Source organism: Alistipes sp. CAG:268 (genome assembly GCA_000434235.1).
Taxonomy (GTDB): domain Bacteria; phylum Bacteroidota; class Bacteroidia; order Bacteroidales; family Rikenellaceae; genus Alistipes; species Alistipes avistercoris.
The window spans coordinates 14,500-35,876 of record FR892015.1 but is presented as its reverse complement, the minus strand read 5'-3'; the positions used below and the strand labels follow the sequence as shown (position 1 = coordinate 35,876).

The 21,377-nt window shown below is 62.7% G+C and carries 21 protein-coding genes and 1 tRNA gene; 4 read left to right on the top strand and 18 right to left on the bottom strand.

Annotated elements, in window-relative coordinates:
- The 5 genes from QZL63_RS09050 to QZL63_RS09030 form a co-directional block, all read right to left on the bottom strand.
- A partial coding sequence (locus QZL63_RS09050) for an ATP-binding cassette domain-containing protein (RefSeq protein ID WP_290586650.1) occupies positions 1–243 on the bottom strand: 243 nt, incomplete at its 3' end.
- A gap of 146 nt (positions 244–389) precedes the next feature.
- Positions 390–1,040: a ribulose-phosphate 3-epimerase gene (gene rpe / locus QZL63_RS09045; protein WP_290586648.1), complete on the bottom strand. Its 651-nt coding sequence runs from the start codon at positions 1,038–1,040 to the stop codon at positions 390–392.
- Between the two features lie 89 nt (positions 1,041–1,129).
- Positions 1,130–2,329 (bottom strand): hypothetical protein, encoded by a 1,200-nt coding sequence (locus tag QZL63_RS09040; protein WP_022308992.1) that lies wholly within the window; start codon positions 2,327–2,329, stop codon positions 1,130–1,132.
- Positions 2,326–2,976: an ATP-binding cassette domain-containing protein gene (locus QZL63_RS09035; protein ID WP_022308991.1), complete on the bottom strand. Its 651-nt coding sequence runs from the start codon at positions 2,974–2,976 to the stop codon at positions 2,326–2,328. Before QZL63_RS09035 ends, QZL63_RS09040 begins: the two co-directional genes overlap by 4 nt.
- Positions 2,977–3,060: 84 nt before the next feature.
- Positions 3,061–4,638: a DUF4836 family protein gene (locus QZL63_RS09030; RefSeq protein ID WP_022308990.1), complete on the bottom strand. Its 1,578-nt coding sequence runs from the start codon at positions 4,636–4,638 to the stop codon at positions 3,061–3,063.
- Between the two features lie 217 nt (positions 4,639–4,855).
- Here QZL63_RS09030 and QZL63_RS09025 point away from each other — a divergent pair, with 217 nt between their 5' ends.
- A complete protein-coding gene (locus tag QZL63_RS09025) occupies positions 4,856–6,298 on the top strand; it encodes a DNA recombination protein RmuC (RefSeq protein ID WP_441293901.1) in 1,443 nt (480 codons plus the stop codon).
- An 80-nt stretch (positions 6,299–6,378) separates the two neighbouring features.
- Here the strand turns inward: QZL63_RS09025 and QZL63_RS09020 are convergent, their stop codons facing one another.
- The 5 genes from QZL63_RS09020 to dnaG all read right to left on the bottom strand — a co-directional run bounded on the left by QZL63_RS09020 (position 6,379) and on the right by dnaG (position 11,133).
- A complete protein-coding gene (locus QZL63_RS09020; protein WP_022308988.1) occupies positions 6,379–6,951 on the bottom strand; it encodes a hypothetical protein in 573 nt (190 codons plus the stop codon).
- 25 nt (positions 6,952–6,976) lie between these two features.
- Positions 6,977–7,684, bottom strand: coding sequence for a tRNA (adenosine(37)-N6)-threonylcarbamoyltransferase complex dimerization subunit type 1 TsaB (tsaB, locus tag QZL63_RS09015; RefSeq protein WP_022308987.1), 708 nt, complete (start codon positions 7,682–7,684; stop codon positions 6,977–6,979).
- A gap of 47 nt (positions 7,685–7,731) precedes the next feature.
- A complete protein-coding gene (locus tag QZL63_RS09010) occupies positions 7,732–8,511 on the bottom strand; it encodes a Cof-type HAD-IIB family hydrolase (protein WP_290586646.1) in 780 nt (259 codons plus the stop codon).
- 7 nt (positions 8,512–8,518) lie between these two features.
- Positions 8,519–8,980 (bottom strand): SsrA-binding protein SmpB, encoded by a 462-nt coding sequence (smpB, locus tag QZL63_RS09005; RefSeq protein ID WP_022308985.1) that lies wholly within the window; start codon positions 8,978–8,980, stop codon positions 8,519–8,521.
- 179 nt (positions 8,981–9,159) lie between these two features.
- A complete protein-coding gene (gene dnaG, locus QZL63_RS09000; protein ID WP_022308984.1) occupies positions 9,160–11,133 on the bottom strand; it encodes a DNA primase in 1,974 nt (657 codons plus the stop codon).
- Positions 11,134–11,219: 86 nt separating this feature from the next.
- On the opposite strand from dnaG, the gene uvrB reads away from it, so the two are divergent.
- On the top strand, positions 11,220–13,265 hold the full coding sequence (gene uvrB / locus QZL63_RS08995; RefSeq protein WP_022308983.1) for an excinuclease ABC subunit UvrB: 2,046 nt from the start codon (positions 11,220–11,222) through the stop codon (positions 13,263–13,265).
- A gap of 138 nt (positions 13,266–13,403) precedes the next feature.
- Here uvrB and QZL63_RS08990 read toward each other — a convergent pair whose 3' ends face one another.
- The 6 genes from QZL63_RS08990 to QZL63_RS08965 all read right to left on the bottom strand — a co-directional run bounded on the left by QZL63_RS08990 (position 13,404) and on the right by QZL63_RS08965 (position 18,151).
- The gene (locus tag QZL63_RS08990; RefSeq protein WP_022308982.1) at positions 13,404–13,892 is read right to left on the bottom strand and encodes a GtrA family protein; all 489 of its coding nucleotides are present in this window, start codon (positions 13,890–13,892) and stop codon (positions 13,404–13,406) included.
- The gene (locus tag QZL63_RS08985; protein ID WP_022308981.1) at positions 13,892–14,890 is read right to left on the bottom strand and encodes a hypothetical protein; all 999 of its coding nucleotides are present in this window, start codon (positions 14,888–14,890) and stop codon (positions 13,892–13,894) included. The genes QZL63_RS08990 and QZL63_RS08985 overlap by 1 nt, the downstream gene beginning before the upstream one ends.
- Positions 14,887–15,771: a prolipoprotein diacylglyceryl transferase gene (gene lgt, locus QZL63_RS08980; protein WP_022308980.1), complete on the bottom strand. Its 885-nt coding sequence runs from the start codon at positions 15,769–15,771 to the stop codon at positions 14,887–14,889. The genes QZL63_RS08985 and lgt overlap by 4 nt, the downstream gene beginning before the upstream one ends.
- Positions 15,772–15,853: 82 nt before the next feature.
- Positions 15,854–16,915 carry a sensor histidine kinase gene (locus QZL63_RS08975; protein ID WP_441293900.1) on the bottom strand — a complete coding sequence of 354 codons (1,062 nt, stop codon included), beginning with the start codon at positions 16,913–16,915 and terminating at the stop codon, positions 15,854–15,856.
- 7 nt (positions 16,916–16,922) lie between these two features.
- Positions 16,923–17,519 (bottom strand): riboflavin synthase, encoded by a 597-nt coding sequence (locus QZL63_RS08970; RefSeq protein ID WP_022308978.1) that lies wholly within the window; start codon positions 17,517–17,519, stop codon positions 16,923–16,925.
- 2 nt (positions 17,520–17,521) lie between these two features.
- Positions 17,522–18,151: a S24 family peptidase gene (locus QZL63_RS08965; RefSeq protein ID WP_022308977.1), complete on the bottom strand. Its 630-nt coding sequence runs from the start codon at positions 18,149–18,151 to the stop codon at positions 17,522–17,524.
- Positions 18,152–18,194: 43 nt separating this feature from the next.
- On the opposite strand from QZL63_RS08965, the gene QZL63_RS08960 reads away from it, so the two are divergent.
- Positions 18,195–18,269: transfer RNA gene (locus QZL63_RS08960), tRNA-Arg, on the top strand.
- Positions 18,270–18,544: 275 nt separating this feature from the next.
- Here QZL63_RS08960 and QZL63_RS08955 read toward each other — a convergent pair.
- Positions 18,545–19,918 carry a hypothetical protein gene (locus QZL63_RS08955; protein ID WP_022308976.1) on the bottom strand — a complete coding sequence of 458 codons (1,374 nt, stop codon included), beginning with the start codon at positions 19,916–19,918 and terminating at the stop codon, positions 18,545–18,547.
- 3 nt (positions 19,919–19,921) lie between these two features.
- Positions 19,922–20,470: an RNA polymerase sigma factor gene (locus QZL63_RS08950; protein ID WP_022308975.1), complete on the bottom strand. Its 549-nt coding sequence runs from the start codon at positions 20,468–20,470 to the stop codon at positions 19,922–19,924.
- Positions 20,471–20,617: 147 nt separating this feature from the next.
- Here QZL63_RS08950 and QZL63_RS08945 point away from each other — a divergent pair.
- Positions 20,618–21,377, top strand: a 760-nt coding sequence (locus QZL63_RS08945; protein WP_290586641.1) for a NigD1/NigD2 family lipoprotein, incomplete at its 3' end; no start/stop codon positions are given.

Genomic DNA, 21,377 nt, shown 5'->3' with positions numbered 1-21,377 from the left:
GAGCGTCGTGGTGTCGGCCACGCGCATCGTCTGGGGCAGGTAGCCGATCGTACACTCGCCGTTGATCGTCACGGCACCCGACGTGGGCTGCTGCTCGCCGGTGATGATGCGCAGCAGGGTCGTCTTGCCCGCGCCGTTCTTGCCCACCAGACCGATCCGGTCCTTGGGATTGATCAGAAACGAGATATTGTCGAAGAGGGTCCAGCCCCCGTAGCTTACCGTAAGGTTGTCGAGTGAAATCATAGCAAAACGTACATGCAGGCCGCCCCTTGCGACGGATACGCGCACGGGCGTGCCGCAAGGGTCCGGAATTTCGGCAAAGGTAGTGATTAAATCCGAATTTTCCGCGTCCCGCGGCACGCCCGCACACGTAAACGAGGTCCGGCCGGTCAGGCTTCGAGCATCCGTACGATCTCCGCCTCGGGATCCGGGGCCCCGAAGACGGCGCTGCCGGCCACCAGGGCGTCGGCCCCGGCCTCGAACACCTCACGGGCATTGCGTGCCGAGATGCCGCCATCGACCTCGATGAGCGTGGAGAGCCCGCCCTCGTGGGCCATGGCGCGCAGTTCGCGGATCTTGTCGAGCGAGCCGGGGATGAACGACTGCCCGCCGAATCCCGGCTCGACACTCATCACCAGCACCAGATCGACCTTCGGCAGCCACTCGCGCAGCGAGGCCGCGGGCGTGGCGGGTTTGATCGAGATACCCACACGCGCACCGGCACGGCGGATGCGATCGATGCATCCGCCCACGTCGTGCGTCGCCTCGAGGTGGAAGGTCACGATGTCGGCCCCCGCCTGGGCGAAACGCTCGACGTAACGTTCCGGCTCGACGATCATCAGGTGCACGTCCAGGCACTTTGCGGTCGCCTTGCGGATGGATTTCAACACGGGAAAGCCGAACGAGATGTTCGGTACGAACACCCCGTCCATCACGTCGATGTGGACCCACTCGGCCGCACTGCGGTCGATCATCCGCGTATCGCGGTCCAGGTGGCCGAAATCGGCCGAAAGCATCGAAGGAGCAATTATACGGTTCATCATTCGGAATTTATGACATTACGTTCTGTTACAGGTTTGCGTTTCTCCGGCAACACCTCCGGCCGGCACGGAGCGCTCTCCGCCGCACGCTATCGCCGGCACCGGGTCAGGCGCCCGATCCGCCGGCCGATGGCAGCTCCGTTGAGCAGCGTAAGCAGCAGGGCCAGAGCCAGCCCGCAGGCCGCCGTAAGGGGCCAGCTGCCGGGTTCATAGTTCTCCTGCATCGACCCGAGCAGCGGCAGATAGGCACTCCGGAGAGCCATCCAGATGCCGAGCGCGACGGCCCAGACGGCCAGGTTGAGCCCCAGCGTCAGCAAACGGTAGGGTCTGGCCACCCGCACCGGAGAGTAGCCGAGCAGGAGCAGTGTCTCGAGTTTCCGGCTGTCGCGCTGCAGGAGCAGGAAGATACTCAGCATCAGGATGTAGAATGACATCACGCTGAATACCAGCCCGAGTGCCGCGGCACCGCCGGCAGCCAGTCGCAACAGGCGTGCGGCCTGCCCCGCGTCGCGCAGTCCGCCTTCGACCTCGTAGCCGTGGCTGCGGAGGTAGGAGGCCACCCCGTCGTCGGCAGGACGGTCCGTCTCGACAATCACGCGCGAGGGCATCCGCCCCTGCCCGCCGCGGCCGAACTCCCCGTTCGACCAGCGGATGAACGCCTCGGGGACAAGGATCGTATTGAGGCGGTTCGACAGCCCGACGATCCGGCCCCGGAAATGCTCCGTGCGGCCGTTGCCCGCAAGCTCGATATCGAGCGTCACGCGGCGGAAGATACCCTCGGAGATCTGCGGAAGCCCCTGCGAGCGGGCAAACCCGAAATTATAAAGGTTCAGATAGTTGCGCGGTATGACAATCGGAATGTCGCGGCTGCCGGGCTCGTAGTGCCACGCCTGGCTGTCCACATCGAGGAAGCGGTCGGGCACCGACTCGAAGAAGAGGTAGGTCGAGAAGCCGATCCCGCCCATGCCGACCGAACCCGTCACCTGGTAATCGGCCGGGGTGAAGGCGCCGATGCTGCGGACAAACGGCTGGGATGCAAGCTCGTCCAACTCCCCAGAGGAGAAGTCCGTGCTCCCCATCCCGAGCGAATTGAGCGTACCGACCTGTTTCGAGAGGACCAGGAAATCGCCCTTGGCGAAGGAGTCCGGGGCCTCGAACAGAGGCAGCACGTCGCGATAGGCCTGCATCGAGGCAAGTACGACGGTCATGCCGACCACGCCGGCCAGGGCGAAGCCGAAGGTTTGCGCGAAACTCAGGTGGCTGCGCAGGAGTTTCCAAAGCAGGGTCATAGGCGGAAGATTTGATCGTAGGTCAGTCCGAGGCGATTGCCCACCGATGTAACGATGACGCCGGCACCCTGCCGGCGGGTCTCCTCGTCGAGCAGCGCGGCGAGCAGGTCGCCGTTGGTCGGATCGAGGTGGCTCACCGGCTCGTCGAGCAGCACGAAGTCGAGCGGCTGGCACAGCGCCCGGATGAAGGCCACACGCTGCTGCTGGCCGACGGAGAGACGGCCGGCCGCGACGTCGCGCTTGTCGGCGATGCGCGCCGCGTCAAGCATCCGTTCGATCCGCTCCGCGGTGTGGAAGCGGGTCAGATCGTTCTTCAGCGCGATGTTCTCCCACACGGTCAGCTCCTCGAAGAAACGCAGCTCCTGGAAAAGCAGTCCCAGCGAGCGGCGCCGGAGATCGCACCATCCCCCGACCGAGAGACTCCGGCTGTCCGTCGCATCGAAGCGTATCGTCCCTTCATAGTCGTCGCGGATGCCATAGAGGAAGCTGCACAGCGAGCTCTTGCCGGCGCCCGAGGCCGCCTCGACCAGATAGCGCACCCCCCGGCGGAAGGTCACCTCCCGCAACCAGATCTCCGACCCCTCCACGGCCTTCGGGTCCGCCGCAAAGACCGACGGCACCACCCGTTCCAACACAATCGTCTCCATTATCCTGACAGTAGTATTTCCGTTATTGCCCTACAAAACGGGAGCGGCCTCCGGATCCGTTTCCGAAGGCCGCCCGTCTGTTTATCAGTTGTTCGCTTCGGGGAGATTCGCCTCGATCAACCGGCCGGTTTCGGCACAGATCGTCTCCAGGGCATTCCGCTCCCCGTCGGTCATGTAGACCACCATCCGGCCGCCCTCGGTCGTGCCGGAGAGCTCCATCCGGTCGAAGAGCCCGAGCACCTCGAGAGCCATCCGGGCCTCATCCGTCGCACCCACACCGGCGGTCAGCTGCCCCACCAGGGCAACCACGCCGCGGAAATCGACGAAGAAACTCGAGGCCTGATCCTTGAAGAGCTCCTTGTGCGACTCGAACGACTCGATCTGCGAACCGTCGAGCGCCGTCTTCACGGCGGCATCCGAGGTGATATAAAGCACGTTATCCTTCACACCGAAGAAGGCCGAGACACCGCCCATCGAAATCGAATACTGATCCTTGGCCGTCTCGACGAGCGGCATGCCGCCGAGGTTCGAGACCAGCAGCTGCATCACCCCGGCATCCTTGACCTGGGCCAGGAGCGACGCCACGGGATACTGCCCGCCGGGCAGCATGCCCGAGAAGCCCAGCAGGAGGTCGCCGTCGAAGGCCTCCATCACCTGCTTGACCATCGGGTTGGCCATCAGCATGCCGTAACCGGGCATCGACGAGAGCATCGTGAAGAGCTTCCCGCCGTTGAGTCCCATACCCATGGCCGCAATGCTCTGTGCGGGCAGGTAGCGCAGCAGCTTGCCCGTCTGCGGCTCCACATAGCCGTAGAGCTCCTCCAGCTTGGCCTTGGCAGCATCATCGGCAAAGGCCATGGCGCCATCGACCACGATGCGTCCCTTCTCGAAGTTCATCGAGCCGAGGAGCGAAACACCGCCGAGCGCCTCCATTGCCGGCATGGCGGCAACCATCGGATTGCTCTTGAGCATGGGCATCAGGGCCGCGTAGGAGAGCACCACGTTGATGTCGTTCTTCCCGGCCAGCCGCTCGGCTATGGCACGGTTGCCGATGAGGCTCTTGTCGGTTTTCTGTGCAAACAGGTCCTTCACACGCGAGAGGCACTCCTCCGGATTCTCCTGCGAGACGAAGAGCATGCAGGCCGCCTCGTTGAAGGCGCACACCACACTCACGTCCGACTGCTCGCCCACACGCACATAGCTGATCGTCCCGGACTGCTCGACCTCCAAACCGCTTACCGCATTGACCTGCGCGATAAAGGCGTCAAACTTCGCCCGGTCGGCCAACGGCAGCAACAGGCCGCCGCGCCCCGTGGGCTGGGCCGGATTTTCACCCTCGAGCGTGAAGAACATGTAGCTGTCGCGATCCATGTCCACACCCGTCTCGGCGGGGTTCTTCAACAGCGACAGGTAGTACTCCTTCTGCTCGGCCGAAAGAGACTCGACGCCGGCGAGCTCCTCATTGATGCGGGCAAAGAGTTCGCTGTCGGCAAAAGCGCCCGCATTGCTCTTCTCGGAGAGCGCGGCGGGATTGAACGACAAGGTCATGAAGGCATCGGCAGGCAGTGCGCTGCGATAGTCGGCACCTCCGCCGCAGGCCACCGTCAGCAACGCCACCGTTGCCAGGCAGGCCCCTTTGAAAAGTGTAAAGAATTGTTTCATAAATTCGGGTTGTTATGATTGTTAGAAACAAAGCTACGAAAATTACCGGAATTTACACCACCCCGCCCGCGAAAAAATCACGGAATCGGCCCTCGTTCCGGAATGCAGGAGCCGGAGGAATGCTTTTTTCGGAAATTAATCCCTATTTTTGCAGGAAAAGAGACAAACCACACCCATGACCGACACAACCCCGATCCTTGCGATCATCCTCTGCGGGATGACGCTCCTCGCCCTGGCGCTCCTCCTTCTGTGGCGGCGCGACACGCGCCGTGCCGCAACCGAACGGACGGAGGCCGAGACCCGCGAACGCGACGCTGCGGCCCGCCTGGCCGCAGCCGAAGCCCGCCTGGCCGCAGCCGCCGAGGCGGAGTCCTCGGCCCGCGAGAACGCACGGCAGCTGCAGGAGCAGATCCGCACGCTGACCGAGGAGCGGCTCCGCACGGAATCGGAACTGGCAGCCCTGCGGGCCTCGTCGTCGGCCGAGATCGCCTCCCTCAAGAGCCGCAACGCCGAGGAGCGGGCGGCCGAAAAGGCCGACCGGGAGCAGTTGGAGGAGCGTTTCCGCGCCCAGTTCCGCAACCTCGCCACGGAGATCCTCGGCGAACAGTCGCAGCGGTTCCGCCAGTCGAGCAGTGAATCGATCGACCTGTTGCTCAAACCCTTCCGCGACAACATCACCGACTTCCGCAAGCGCGTCGAGGAGATCTACACCACGCAGACCTCGCAGCGGGGCGAACTGAAGGCCGAGCTCAAGCGGCTCATGGAACTCAACCGCGACATCTCTATCGAGGCGCAGAACCTCACCAACGCACTGAAGGGCAACTCGAAGGTGCAGGGAGACTGGGGCGAGGTACTGCTCGAGACGATCCTAGACAACTCGGCCCTCACCAAGGGAATCCACTACGAAACGCAGTACAACATCAAGGACGAGGAGGGTCGCAACCTGCGGCCCGACGTGGTGCTGCGGCTGCCCGAGAAGAAGGAGATCGTCATCGACTCGAAGGTCTCGCTGACAGCCTTCGTGGCCTACACCGCGGCCGAAACCGACGACGAACGCCGCCGCCAGCTCAACGCCCACATCGCCTCGGTGCGCCAGCACGTCACCGAGCTGGGGCGCAAGGAGTACCAGCGGAGGCTCAATTCACCCGACTTCGTCATCATGTTCGTCCCCAACGAGCCGGCCTTCCTCGCCGCCCTGCAGAACGACACGACGATCTGGCAGGACGCCTACGAGAAGAAGGTGATCATCTCCTCGCCGACGAACCTCTTCGCACTGCTGAAACTGGTGGCCGACCTCTGGAAGTACAACGACCAGGACAAGAACACCCGGGAGATCGCCGCCTGCGGACTGAAGCTCTACGAGCAGGCTGCCGCCTTCGCCTCGTCGCTCGAGAATGTAGGCGCCGCACTTGACAAGGCCCGCGGCGCCTACGACGACGCCTACAAGCGGCTCTGTTCGGGCAACGACAACATCCTGCGCGTGGGCGAGCGGCTACGCAGGACGGCCCGCCTGCAAACCAAGCGGCAGTTCCCGACACGGATGCTCGAAACGGCCGAGGGCGATCCGACGGCCCGACTTACCGACGGTCCGGAGCCTGACGGCGGAGAGGCGGCCCCGACGACAGATCCGGTTCAAAAAACGCCCCAACTGGAAAAATAACGGATCACAGCCCATTAAAGCAAAAGGATCCGCGGTTTATCTCAACCGCGGATCCTTTTGCTTGTTGAACCGTTTTCTCTTCAAGCACAGGATGTATCCTGCCGTTCTGCCTTCCGATAACGTCCGACGCGACAGGCGATGCCGGGTGTAGCCTCCCGGGCGAGGGTCTCCAGCAGGTCGTCCCACGTCTCCGCCACCCAAGCGACCCGACCGCGGCAGCGGTCCAGCACGTCGAGCGCCCAGACCTTCACCGCCACGGGCGACGAGGGATCGACCGCCCATTCGGCCGCCGCCTCGGCAATCCGCCCCAGCGTCCCGTCCGATGGCCGGAAGCGCAACAGCAGGTCGGCCATGATCTTGCCGAAATGGCGGCGGGCGCTCATTCCCGAAGCCGCGGCAAAATCCCTTTCACAGAAGAGATCCGCATGGGGCATGAAGCACTCGGGCGCGCGGAAATAGAGCCGTTCGAGGACGTAGGCGCTCCGGAAGGCGACCTTCGCACGCAGCGGACGGGGCAGGCTGCCCGCAGGCCCGGTCGCCACGGCATAGAGCGTCGCGACGGCATCGGCCTCCAGCACCCGCCGGGCCATCGTCTCGGCGAAATCCTCGCAGAAACGCGCGGCAAGCATCCCCACCAACTCCTCGCGGGTCATCGTTTCTGAAACAAACGGGGTGAAGTCAGAAAAGTTTCTTCTTCGAGGTCGTCGCCACGAAATCCTTCAGATAGAAGGGTTCGAAGTAGGCGATGTCCTCCGTGCGGCCCTCGTCGAGTGCCCGCTGCGCCAGGCGCGCCAGCCCCCGGGCCGAGGGCGTCACATCGACATAGACTGCCCCCTCGAGTACCCCGGCGCACTTGCGGGCTCCGTTGCCGAAGATCACGAAAGGACGCTCCGGCGTACGGAATGCCGCAAAACTGCCGCCATCGACCACCTCGGCCGACACCTCGCTCTGCGGGTGCCCCTCCGCATCGAAGACCTGCGCATAGACCTCCATGCGCCGGGCATCGACCATCGGGCAGAGCAGCGCCCGGTCCCAATCCGTCACGGACAGGATGCCCGCCTCGTAGTCCTCGCGGGCCACCTCGGTCAGCGCATCGAGCGACCCGACAGCCACCAAAGGCTTCTGCAGCCCGTAGCACAGTCCCTTGGCGAACGAAACGCCGATGCGCAGTCCCGTATAGGAGCCGGGGCCCTTGCCGACGGCCACGGCATCCAGATCGTCGGGCGCGATGCCCGTTTCGTGCAGCAGTTCATCGACGAACACACCGACCTTACGCGCATGGTCGCGCCCCTCGTCGCTCTCGCGCAGCGAGATCAGTTCGCCATCCTTCGCAATACCCACCGAACATACGTCGGTTCCGGTTTCGATACACAATATCAAGCTCATATCTTCGTGTTTTTTATCGTTTTCCTTTCGGTCTCCGCACCCGGGCGTCAGATCACGCCGAAGTGCTCGAAGGCTTTCCGGATGCCGTCGTCATCGACTGATGCCGTCACCCAGTCGGCAGCCGCCAGGGCCTCCTCGCAGCCGTTCCCCATGGCGACGCCGACCCCTGCGGCCCGCAGCATGGGCACATCGTTTCCGCCGTCGCCGATGGCCATCAGCGCTCCGGCCGGCACCCCGCAGTCGGAGGCGAAGGCAAGCATCCCCGTAGCCTTGTCCACCCCGCGGACATTGACGTCCACGAAGAGCGGGCACCAGCGACTCGACACAAGCGACGGCAGCTCGGCCATCACACGGCGCTCCTGCTCGGGCGTGCAGTAGAAACACATCTGGCAGCAGTCGCCTCGGTCGAACAGCCGTCCGAGGTCGGTCTCGGCCGGCACCGGATGGGCCACCAGGCGGGCCAGTTCGCGCACGACGGGCGTCACGCGATTGACGAAGACCCCCTCCTCGAGTTCAAGCCCCAGCGGGAAATCCAGCTCGTCGGCCAGTCGCAGGGCCCGCTCGAAATCCTCGCGCGGGATCAGCCGCTGGCTCACCACCCTGCCGTCGGCCGTCAGGCAGCGGGCGCCGTTGAGCGACACCACCCCGTCGTAGGGAATTTCAGACAGCTGCTCCAGATCGCTCGCGGCACGTCCCGTGGCGATGAACAGCCGCACACCCCGGGCGTGGGCCGCCCGCAGGGCCTCGACGGCCGAACGCGGCACCTCGTGCGTGCGGAAGCTGATGAGCGTCCCGTCCACATCCAGAAAAACGGCTCCGATCTCCATACGCACGTCAGCGGTAGTTTTTCAGCGCCTTGTCCATCTCGCGGCGGGCATCGTTCTCCTTGAGGTACTCGCGCTTGTCGTAGGACTTGCGGCCGCGCGCCAGGCCAATGACCACCTTCGCCAGGCCGCGCTCGTTCAGGAACAGCCGCAACCCCACGATCGTCAGCCCGCGGTCCTGCGAGGCGCGCTGCAACTTGTCGAGTTCGCGCCGGTTGAGCAGCAGTTTGCGGTCACGGCGCGGCACATGGTTGTTGCACGTACCCCACGCATACTCGGCGATGTTGATGCCGCGCACCCACAGTTCGCCCTTGTCGAAATAACAGAACGAATCGACCATCGAGACCTTCCCGGCCCGGATCGACTTGATTTCGGTTCCGGCCAGCACGACGCCCGCGACAAACTCCTCGAGGATCTCGTAGTCGAACGTCGCGCGTCGGTTCCGGACATTTATCTTCTTTTGTTCACTCATAACTGCCAAAACGGTACGTTACTTGCAATTTTCACCGCAGGGGTGGGAATCGGCCTCAGATAACTATTTCTTTTATCTTCGATATGTTTTTACACATCTTTCTGTTTATTTTCTGTTTGCACACGGTATGCGCAGTGATGCGTGTACAACCGAGGCCCACCCCCCTTTTTCCCGCCGCATCACAGGATCGACCGCTGTAACTTGCGGGCAATCGACACCTTCACCCGGTTGAGCCCCGCCAGGCGCTGGAGCAGCGTATCCTGCTCCTCCTCCCCGAGCCCCTCGTCGGCCAGGCGCTCCTGCAGATCGCGGATCATCCCCTCGATGACCTTCGACTTGTAGAGCGTCACGGCCTTCGGCACCCCCACGGCCAGCATCTCGGCATCGCTCTCGACGTGGATGTCCTTGCGCTTCCAGATTTCGCTCGGCACGTAGTTGTCATCCGACGTGAGGATGTCCACGGCCGTGTTGCAGACCTCCGGGTCCACGTGGTTGATGAACAGGTGCACCGGCACCTCGACCCCCGTACCGAGCTGCTCCCACTGCTCGCGGTAGGCCGCCATGATCTTGGCGTAGACCGGATTGCGGAAGACGATGCTGTCGTCGCTCAGCTCCGAGAAGATCACCTCGGCGACGTTGCAGGCCACCATCGTGCGCCCCTCCTTGAAGTCGAACGAGCAGTGACCGTACTTGAGCAGGTACTTCACGATCTCGCGTTCGAGCGCCTCGATGCTGCTCCCCGCCTCGACCTTCTGCACGAACTCCACCTCGGGCTGCACCTCCTCGCGCCGTTGCTGCCGGGCCTGCCGCTGCAGAAACTCGTCCGTCTCGCGGTCCCCGGAGGTCGTCAGCCGCTTGCGGGCCACCTCCGAGATGAGGATCTGCTCGTCGATATCCATGATCCGCGCGCACTCCTTGATGTAGACCGAGCGCTGGATCGGGTCAGGAATCTGCGCGATCGACTGCACCATGTCGCCGATGAGCGCCGCCTTGCGGATCGGATCGCCCTCGGCATCGTGCAGCAGCAGATTGGCCTTGAACTCGAGGAAGTCGCGTTCGTTGTCGCGGATGTAGGCCTGCACCTCGGCAGCCGTATGGCTGCGGGCGAACGAGTCGGGGTCCTCGGGCTCGGGCAGCAGCACCACGCGCACGTTCATCCCCTCCTTGAGGATCATGTCGATGCCGCGCAGCGAAGCGTGAATGCCGGCCGAGTCGCCGTCGTAGATCACCGTGATGTTGCGCGTGAAGCGCCCCAGCAGACGGATCTGGTCGGTCGTGAGCGACGTGCCGGACGACGCCACAACATTCTCGATACCCGCCTGGTGCATCGAGATGACGTCGAGGTAACCCTCCACCAGGATGGCATAGTCCTGCTGCTGGATGGCCCGTTTGGCGAAGTAGAGGCCGTAGAGTTCGCGTTTCTTGCTGTATATCTCGCTCTCGGGCGAATTCTGGTACTTAGCCACCTGCTTGTCGGTGCGCAGGGTCCGGCCGCCGAAGGCCACGATGCGGCCCGAGATGTTGTGCACGGGGAAGATCACCCGGTCGCGGAAGCGGTCGTAGAGCGACCCGTCGCTCTCGCGCGCCAGCGAAAGGCCCGTCGCAAGGAGGAACTCACGCTTGTAGCCGGCCGCCAGGGCATCCTTCGACATCCGGTCGCCCTTCGACGGGCAGAATCCGAGCCCGAACTTGCGGATCGTGGCGTCGGTCAGTCCGCGCTTCTGCCTGAAGTAGGTCATCCCGACGCTCATCCCTTCGGGGTCGTGGCAGAGGAAATTCGCAAAGTACTCCGCGGCCCATCCGTTCACGACGAACATCGACTCGCGGTCGTCGTTGCGCCGCACCTCCTCCTCCGTCAGCTCCTTCTCCCTGACCTCGATGCCGTAGCGTTTGGCCACCATCTTCAGCGCCTCGGGATAGGTGATGTTCTCGTGCTCCATCAGGAACGTCACGGCATTGCCGCCCTTCCCGCAGCCGAAGCACTTGTAGACCCCCTTCGAGGGCGAGACGACGAACGACGGGGTCTTCTCGTTGTGGAACGGACAGCACGCCTGATAGTTCACACCCTTTCGCTTGAGCGTGACATAGTCGCCGATGATATCCACGATGTTCGCGGCGGCATAGATGCGGTCTACCGTTTCCCTGTCGATCATACCCGCAAAGATACGGAAAAATATCAAATTGGTACTGCTCCTGCGCCGTTCGCCGTTATTCCGACAAAAAAGCGTATCTTTGTGTCATGGATTTCAAACTCGTATCCGATTACGCCCCGACGGGCGACCAGCCGGAGGCCATTGCGCAGCTCGTCGGCTCGATCCGCCACGGCTCGAAGCACAACACGCTGCTGGGCGTGACGGGTTCGGGAAAGACCTTCACGGTGGCCAACGTCATCGCCGAACTCAACCGCCCGACACTCGTCCTGAGCCACAACAAGACCCTCGCCGCACAGCTCTACGGCGAGTTCCGCAACTTCTTTCCCGACAACGCCGTCGAGTATTTCGTCTCCTACTACGACTATTACCAGCCGGAGGCCTACCTCCCGGCCACGGACACCTATATCGAGAAGGACCTCTCGATCAATGCCGAGATCGAGAAGATGCGGCTCAACACCGTGGCCACGCTGCTCTCGGGACGCCGCGACGTAATCGTCGTGTCGAGCGTCTCGTGCCTCTACGGATGCGGCAACCCCGCGGACTTCCACGCCACGGCGATCCACATCGAGGTCGGGCAGGTGGTCAGCTACAAACACTTTCTCTACAAGCTCGTCGAGGCACTCTACACGCGCACCGAGCGCGAACTGGAACCCGCGACCTTCCGCGTGAACGGCGACACGGTCGATATCATGGCCGCCTTCGGGGAGTTCGGCAACCAGTGTTTCCGCGTGATGTTCTTCGACAACGAGATCGAGGCCATCCACTCCATAGACCCCGTGACGGGCCAGCGCATCCACTCGCTCGACAACCTCACGCTCTACCCCACGAACCTCTTCGTCACCACCAAGGAGCGCATCAACTCGGCCGTGCAGCAGATCTACCTCGACCTGGGCAAGCAGATCGAATACTTCGAGCGGGCCGGACGCATGATGGAGGCACAGCGCATCAAGCAGCGCGTCGAATACGACCTCGAGATGATCAAGGAGCTGGGCTACTGCTCCGGAATCGAGAACTACTCGCGCTACTTCGACGGACGCGCCGCCGGCACGCGCCCCTTCTGCCTGATCGACTACTTCCCGAAGGATTACCTGCTGGTCGTGGACGAGAGCCACGTGACGCTGCCGCAGGTCCACGCCATGTTCGGCGGCGACCGGGCCCGCAAGGAGAACCTCGTCGAATACGGGTTCCGGCTCCCGGCAGCCAAGGACAACCGCCCGGTGACCTTCGCCGAATTCGAGCAGCTGCAGGGGACGTCGATCTACGTGAGCGCGACGCCCGCCGACTGGGAGCTGATGAAGAGCGAGGGGGTGGTCGTCGAGCAGCTCATCCGCCCGACGGGTCTGGTGGACCCGCCGCTGGAGGTCCGCGTGACGGCCAACCAGATCGATGACCTGATCGAGGAGATCGACAAGCGGGTGAAGAACGACGACAAGGTGCTCGTCACGACCATCACCAAGCGCATGGCCGAGGAGCTGTCGAAATACTTCGACCGCGTGGGCATCCGCAACCGCTACATCCACTCGGACGTCGATACGCTCGAGCGCATCCAGATCCTCGAGGACCTGCGGGCCGGGATGTTCGACGTGCTGGTGGGCGTGAACCTGCTGCGCGAAGGTCTGGACCTCCCGGAGGTGGCGCTGGTGGCGATCCTCGATGCCGACAAGGAGGGATTCCTGCGCAACGTGCGGTCGCTCACGCAGATCGCGGGACGCGCGGCGCGCCACTCGCAGGGCAACGTGATCCTCTATGCCGACACCTGCACCGAGTCGATGCGCTACACGATCGAGCAGAGCAACCGCCGCCGCGAGAAGCAGGTGCGCTACAACATGGAGCACGGCGTGCTGCCGCGCCGCGCGCAGAAGAGCGGCTCGGGACAGCGGGCCCTGCTGGCCGGGCGGAGCGAGACACCGGAGGCAATCCCGACGGCCTACCCCATCGCCGAGGAGCACTACGCACCGGTAGCCGCCGACGTACAGCAGGGCTACTCGGCCGGCACAAACCTCGATGCCCTGATCGATCGGGCGCGCGAGGATATGGAGCGGGCAGCCAAGTCGCTGGACTTTCTGGCCGCGGCGAAATTCCGCGACCGCATGTACGAACTGCAGAAACTGCGTGAGGAGAACCGGAAATAACACCGGGCGGCATGCCGACACGGCACACCGCCCGTATTCCCGATTTCAGGGCTCCGGCCGCATCCCGCCCGCCGGTTCCGGCCTCACACGCCGAGGGTACACACTCCTGCCCCGCCGGACGGATCTCCGGGCAGGCGGCTACTCCGCCTCGGCATGCCGGAAGGTGAAATACTTTGCGGCAAAGAAGCTGTAGACGGTCGTGACGCAGGTGGCGAGCATCTGCGAAGGGGTGGCCCAGATGGCGCAGTATTCGACAAAGAATTTCAGACAGACATAGTTCACCACGACCGATCCCGCGACAGAGAGCAGGTAGCGGAACAGCTGCGTGCCCGAAGGGATCGGCGAACGGCGGAAGGCCACATAGCGGTTGAGCCAGAATCCCGCGAAGAAGGTGAATGGGAAGGTAACGAGCATGGCGGCGACGTGAGCCGACACGGCCACGAAGCCCAGATCGACCAGCTGTTTGTCGATCAGGAAATTATAGATCAGGAAATAACATCCCCACCCGAACACGACGTTCGCACCCCCGCAGACGGCATAGCGGAACACCTGCCGGGGTACGAACGCGGCAACGGGCCGCAGATAGAACAGGTCGATCGCCCGGATGATCCAATCGGCAAGACGCATCAACGGGCCGTATAAGTCCACATTCCGGGGAAGCGGTCGGCATGTGCGCGGATGAAGAGCCGGCACGCCTCGGGATCATCCGACTCGAAGGGCGAGACCAGGAACTTCGCACCGAACCGGTAGACGCCGCAGGTCAGCGCCGCTTCTTCCGAATCCGATGCGGCCTTCTTCGCCGCCCGCACGGCATTCTCCTGCGAACTGAAGACGCCCAGCACAACGTAATTCCGCTTCGAGGTCATCGCCGCAGGCTCGTATCCCGCAGGACGCTGTACCTCATCCGGGGACTGCACCGCCGCAGCACCCTGCTCCGAAGTGCCTCCGGCCGCAGTGCTCCCCGCAACGGCCTTTCCGCCCTCCTCCGGAACCGGAGCGGCATTTCCAGCCGCCGCATGCTCTGCCGAAAGCGAATCGGCCGGCACGCCCGGCGAAACGGGAGACTCGGCCGTCGCAAGTCCCGGGACTGCCGTCCCGGCCAACGGCTGCGGACGTTCGGTATCGTTCAGCAGGAAAGAGCAGACACCGATTCCTATAGCGGCAACAACCGCCGCAGCGCCTACCCAGATCACCCAGTCGGGGCGTCCGGAGCGGATCTTCATCGGGGCGTGTCCCTGCGGATTGAGCCTCCGGTCGAACTCCTCGTCGAGCGAAAAGTGCTTGTACTTCAACACGCCTACCCCCTCTACGACCAGAGCGTCACCCCGGCGGGCGCGCTCCGTCCAACGGGCATAGACCGTCCGAGCCGCGGCATCGGCCTCCCCGGCCGGAGTTCCGTCGGCATTCAGGATGCGGGCGATCTCCGCAACCAGCGATGTGCCCTGCTCCTGCGACGAGAAGACCACCGTCCGGCAGGGCGGTTCGACCATGCGGCGGGCCACCCGTCGGGCTGCACGCCGCTCCGGGCAAAGGCTGCCCACACCGGGCAGAAGCACCGTTCCGCCCGCGGCCAGCAGGTTGCCGATGATGCGGCCCACCTGCTCTTCCATCGGATTGACGTTCATTTCTTTCTCTTTTTAGGCGTTGGATGCGCAGCCTGCCTCGACTGCGCGGGGAACTGTGCGGGGGTCAGCGCAGGGCGCGACAAACCGCGCCAGATCATGAAGAAACCCAACAGGATGAACGGGATGCTGAGCCACTGTCCCATGTCGAGCGTCCAGCCCACCTCGAAGGCCTCCTGCTCGGTCTTGATGAATTCGATGAAGAAACGCGTAAGGAAGACCCCGATCAATCCGATGCCGAACAGTACACCGGGACGGCGGCGCGCCATGTCGCGGCCGTAATAAAGCCAGCAGAGGATGCCGAAGGTCACAAGGTAACACAGCGCCTCGTAAATCTGCGTAGGGTGTACCGCTGCCGGAGCGAACTCGTGCACCCACTTGGCCGAACGGACGAACTCGAAGCCCCAGGGAAGCGTCGTGGCCGTACCGAAGATCTCGGAGTTGAAGAGGTTGCCCATGCGCACGATGGCCCCGCCCACACCGACGGCGATCATGATGCGGTCGAGCGACCAGATATAGGGCAGGCGGTTCTTGCGCGAGAAGAGCCACAGGCCGATCAGCAGGCCGATTGCGGCGCCGTGGCTGGCCATGCCGCCGTCGCGGAAGCCCGTGATGATGGTCCACGGCCGGGAGAGGTACTCCACCGGATCGTAGAAGAGGCAGTGCCCGAGGCGGGCTCCGAGGATCGTGGCCAGCGTACCGTAGATGAAGATCGAGCCGGAGACCTCCTGCGACAGTCCTTCGCGTTTGCAGAAGTTGTCGAAGAACCAGGCGCCGATCAGGATGGCCAGGGCCCACATCAGCCCGTAATAACGGATATCGAACGTGCCGATGCTGAGGAGCACCGGATCGAAGTCCCAGACTATGCTCAAAGGTTGTATCATTTATCGAAGTTTAATCGTTACACGCCGCCGGAGCGTCCGCGGCCGGAATCCATGTTCCGCACCCGGTTTCCTGGCGGACGGATTACCGGATGTCCTGCAGATTGACCTTCTTGAGCGTGAAGGAGAAGGTGCTGCCCACGCCCAGTTCGCTGCGCACGGAGATCCGCTCGCCATGCGCCTCGACGATGTGCTTGACGATCGCCAGGCCGAGCCCCGTACCGCCCTGCTCGCGCGAGCGGCCCTTGTCCGTGCGGTAGAAACGCTCGAAGACCCGCGGCTGATCCTCCTTGCCGATGCCCTGCCCGTTGTCCTCGACCTCGACCAGGATCTTGTCGAGCATGTCGCGGAAGCGGATGCGCGTCGTGCCGCCCTCCTTGCCGTAGTGGATCGAATTGATGATCAGATTGACCAGTACCTGTCCGATGTAGTGTTTGTCGGCCAGCACCCAGAACGGTGACGGCAGGTTGTCGGCCCCCTTGACCGAGATCTTGATCCCCTTGCGGTCGGCCTCCATCTCGGCCTGGTCGGCGATCTCCTTGGCCAGCGCCACGATGTCGAAGCGCTCCATATCGAGCCGGTTCATGCTGCTCTCGAGTTTCGAGATCGTATCGAGGTCATTGACGATATTGATCAGACGGTCGATGCTCTTCTCGGCACGCTCGAGGTACTTGCGGTTGATCAGCTCATCCTCCAGACCGCCGTCCAGCAGGGTCGAGATATAGCCCTGCACGTTGAAGATCGGGGTCTTCAGCTCGTGCGCCACATTGCCCAGATACTGCTTGCGGAAGTGCTCGGCCTCCTTCAGGCGGGCGATCTCCCGATCGTTCGTGTCGGCCCAGGCTGTCAGCTCCTCGCCGATGTTCTCGACCTTCTTGTCCTTGAGTTCGGTGAAGATCTCGTCGGTATGCACGTTGCGCGAGAGGACGATCGAATAGATCGGCTTGAGCTTGTAGGCCACATACTTGCGGATGATGAACAGCGAAATGAGCATCACGGCTGTGAAGGTGCACAGCAGCACGACGACCGCTGCGATCCAGCGGACCTGCACCCCCTTCGCCTCCATCGCAAAAAGCAGCCCGGCCGCGATGGCCGTGGCCAGCAGGCCGATCCAGACCGATGCGGCCTCCTTGGTTTTGATCGTAATCATGGCGTCACTTCATGTAGTTGCGCATCAGACGGGCGATGTACTTGCCCACGATGTCGAATTCGAGGTTCACGACCGACCCCACGCCGATGCGGCAGAAATTCGTATGCTCGAACGTGTAGGGGATGATCGCCACGCGGAACGACGACTCCTTCGAGTCGCAGACCGTCAGACTCACGCCATTGACCGTCACCGAACCCTTCTCCACCGTACAGAGGCCCTCGCCCTGAGGCTCGTACTCGAAGGTGAAGTACCAGCTTCCGTCGGCATCCTCCTTGGCCGTGCAGACGGCCGTCTGATCGACATGACCCTGCACGATGTGGCCGTCGAGCAGCGCATCGGGCTTCATCGAGCGTTCGAGGTTCACCAGGTCGCCCTCCCGGAGCAGGCCGAGGTTGCTGCGGTCGAGCGTCTCCTTCATGGCCGTCACGGTATAGGTGTCGTCCTTGATGTCCACGACCGTCAGGCATACGCCGTTGTGGGCGATGCTCTGATCGATTTTCAAATCCCGGCAGAAGTCTGCCCGAAGCGTAAAGTCCTTGTTCTGACGGTCGGCACGGATCGAGACCACCTCGCCCATGCCCTCCACGATGCCTGAAAACATACTCAACTGTTTATGATCAACTTGCCCTTCACCTTGTAAACCGAGGTTATATCGCTGGCATTCACTACGATGTCATCGAAATTCTCCCGATCACCGGGCACGAGGCGGTATTTTCCCTCCGCATCGGCGGCCCGAACTATTCGCAAAGTTACAATTTTTTGGCAGACAATCACGTATTCTTCACCGGGAATTATTGCATCCGCATCGATGGCCTTGAGCAGGACGATCGTTCCGGGAGGCACCACGGCACCCATGGCGCGGCCGTTGTAGACCATCGCCAGATCGCAGTCACCCACCGGGAGCACGACCAGATCGCACTCGGCCTCGAGTCGGTCGAGCGAGGCGATGTGCTGTTCGACATCCGTATTATAAAAAGGTATCTGCATTCCCCGCTGCCGGGCGTCGGCGAACATCTGCCCCTCGCCGGTCAGCAGCCAGAGCTTGTCGATCTGGGGAAACTTGGAGACAATGCGGTCGGCTACGTTGAGCGATATGCCGTTGTTGCCCCGTTTGATCTGGTAGAGGTTCTCGCCGCGCGCCAGACCGATATAGCGAGCAAAATAGTTGGTGGACATATTTGCCCACTTGATCACAGCCTCGATTCTTTGCCAATTATTCTGCTTTTCTCGCATTTTATTTTGCTATATTAAATTTTTTTTGCATTTTTGCAGTCCCGGTCCCGTAGTTCAATGGATAGAATATAAGATTCCGGTTCTTACGATAAAGGTTCGATTCCTTTCGGGACTACCAAAGCACAGGTTCGAAACACTCCGGATCTGTGCTTTTTTCATTCGGATTCGGACCGGAACCGCCGTCCTCCTTCCGAAACGGCATCGACCTCAGGATCAAGCACTCACTTATTAAGTTACAAAATTAATAACAAATTTGGTTCCGACAAGAAAAAATGACACATTTGATCTGTCGGATAACAAATTCAGACCCGCACCAGGACAAAAGGAAAGCCCGTGCTGCAGCACGGGCTTTCCTTGCAATAAGTATGCGAAACGACGGATCGTCGGCCGGAATCAGAACGAGAGACGGACACCCAGCCGGAGGGTCAGCGACAGCGGATTGTCCGTACGGGCCGTCTGCAGGCGAGTTTCGGTAAGGTAGTAGGCCGCCTCCGGCTCGAAATAGAGTCCCACCATGCCTCCGAGCCTGTATTGCGCTCCGGCCGCACCGATCAGCGACCACTGCAGACCCGGCTCCGAAACGGATTTCGAACCGAACTTCGCCGACACGCACTTCTCGGCCATACCTCCGGCACCCAGATAGAGCGAGAAACGGCCGCGTTCGAGGAACTGCCAGTTCACACGCACCGGAATACCGACGAAATGCAGCGTCTGATCGGTCTCCTTGTCAGCATAAAGCGCCCGGACATCCGACTGCAACAGCGTGTAGTTGATGCCGCTCTCGAGCGACAGACCGTAGGCGAACTCCTTGCGGAAAGTCAGGGCGAAACTCAACGGCTGGTGGTGGCGGAACGAACTCTCATCGTAATCGTAACTCTTGAGCAGCGTCATCTCGGCACTGTTGCCGATCGCCGAGGACATTCCGGGCATCGAGGGAGCCTGCTGCATGGCATGCATCGGAGCCTTGCTTCCGGAACCGATCCCGGAGCCTCCGGCCACGCTGCTGCCCGCCGAGAACGAAAGCGACGAGCGCCTGCGCGCCGCCCGGCGGGTTTCGGGCTGATCATAAAGCCCGTCGAACGACGTCCGGGCCGATCCCTGTTCCGTGCGGGTCCCGGCAGGGGCCTGCTTCGCGCGGGTCTCCCCGGCCGGGGCCTGGCGGCCGGCGGCAGAAGCGACCGGCACAGGCTGCGATTCCCGGGCAGCGGCATCCGCCTGCGACGCATCAACGGTCGGCTGCGTTCCGGCCGTTTGCGGCTTCACCGCGGCAAGAGCCAGACGGGGCTCTGCCGCATCCCCGGCAGTTCGCTGCGCCGCGGCATTCCGTTGTGCCCCTGCAGCCTCACTCAGCCCAGCTGGCAGCGAAACGGCCTGCGCCACGCGGCTCCGCAGCGTCTCCTCCGGATCCTCTCCGGCGTGCCCTTCAGGCAGTGCATCCGACGCAGTTCCCGGAACCGGGAGAGTCTCGGCCAACAACTCATCGGTAGAAGGCACCATCCGATCGGAACGCAACCAGAACCCGACGGTCGCAACACCGAGCAGCACAACCGCGGCGGCCACGGCAATCCGCTTCACATGGATCTTCCACTGCGGTCTGCGCGCTGCAGTCGTCCGGCCGCCTTCGGTACCGGCCATACCGGCCGACGCCTCGGGCCGCACACCGCGCAACTCGGCCTCAAGCCGCGCCCAACCGTGTTCCGGAGGGGGAAGCTCGGCGTCGCGGAGCGCATTCCGCATGACATCGGTCCAATCCTTATCCTGTTTCATAACTCAATGTGTCTTCAAATAGTCGCGGATTCGCCGCGCCAGCAGCGTCCGCGCCCGGAAAAGCTGCGACGAAGAACTTTTCTCGTTGATTCCCAGCATCTGCGCGATCTCCCGGTGCGAATACTCTTCGATGCAGTAGAGGTTGAATACGGCCCGGTACCCGTCGGGCAGTTCGCTGACGAAGCGCATCAGCACATCGCGCGGCACCCGCGACGCCTCCTCGGCTGAGGGCTCATCCGGAAGGGCCGCAGCGCGCCCCTCGTCGAGTTCGACGCATCCCAGCCGGTTGCGGGTCCGAAGCCATTCGAGCGCCACGTTTACGGTGACACGCTCCATCCAGGCCCTCAATGATCCCGCTCCGCGGTACTCGAACTTCGAGAAGGCGCCGTAGATCTTCAGAAACGCATCGTGGAGCAGGTCCTCGGCCGTGGCCCTGTCGCCGGCATAGCGCAGGCACACCGCAAGCAGGCGCCCGGCATAACGGTCGTACAACTCCCGTTGGGCCGCGCCGTCGCCGTTTCTGCACCCTTCGGCCAGTGTACGCTCCTCCATTTGCATTGTTGAATTCACCCTTATAAACAACGGCTCGACCGGAATACTGCACGGCCAAGAAAAAATTTAGCCCCCTGCGCAGTATTTTCCGAGGGTCGGCATTTTATCTTGCGAAAGTAACAATAATATCGACAAAACAGGACAACCATGAAAAAAATCCACATGCTCTGCTCGCTGTTTGCCGCACTCTGCCTCACGGCATTCACGGGCTGCAACGACAACGACGGAGACTACCCCAACGTCTACGGTCTGATCACCACGATCCATGCGATCGGCGAAGGAGACGAGACGACAGACTACTATTTCGAGTTCGAGCGCGACAACGGCGAGACGCTCTACCCGAGCGAGCGGCCCTCGGGCTTCGAGGCCGAGGACAACCGTCGCGCGGTGATCTACTTCGACCTGCTCGAGGGCGCCGTCGAGGGATACGACTACAACATCCGCCTCTACCGCGCGGAGAAAATCTTCACCGGCACGTCGCAGGTGGTCACGACCCAGGAGGAGCTCGAGGCGCTGGGCGGCGACAGGACGGGCTTCAACCTGCAGACCTTCAACCTCACCCGCAAGTGGCTGACCTTCTATGCACTCTATCCCGTGACCGACAACTCGAAGCACACGTTCGCCCTGGCCGTGGACCGCACGCCCGACGCACCCGAAGGCCGCGACATCGAGGTGGGCAGCGACGGCGCGAGCGAAGAGGGATACCTCGACGTAGTGCTCTGCCACAGCGCGGGCGGCGATGCGGCCGGCTACACGCAGGGTTATTACATCTCGTTCGACCTCGAGCCGATCGCCGGAGAGTTGGAAGGCATGAAGGGCATCAAGCTGCGCATAGACACCTTCGAGAACGGCACGAAATACATCAAGCTCGACCTGCCGCAGGAGAAGGAGCCACCCCTGCCGACAC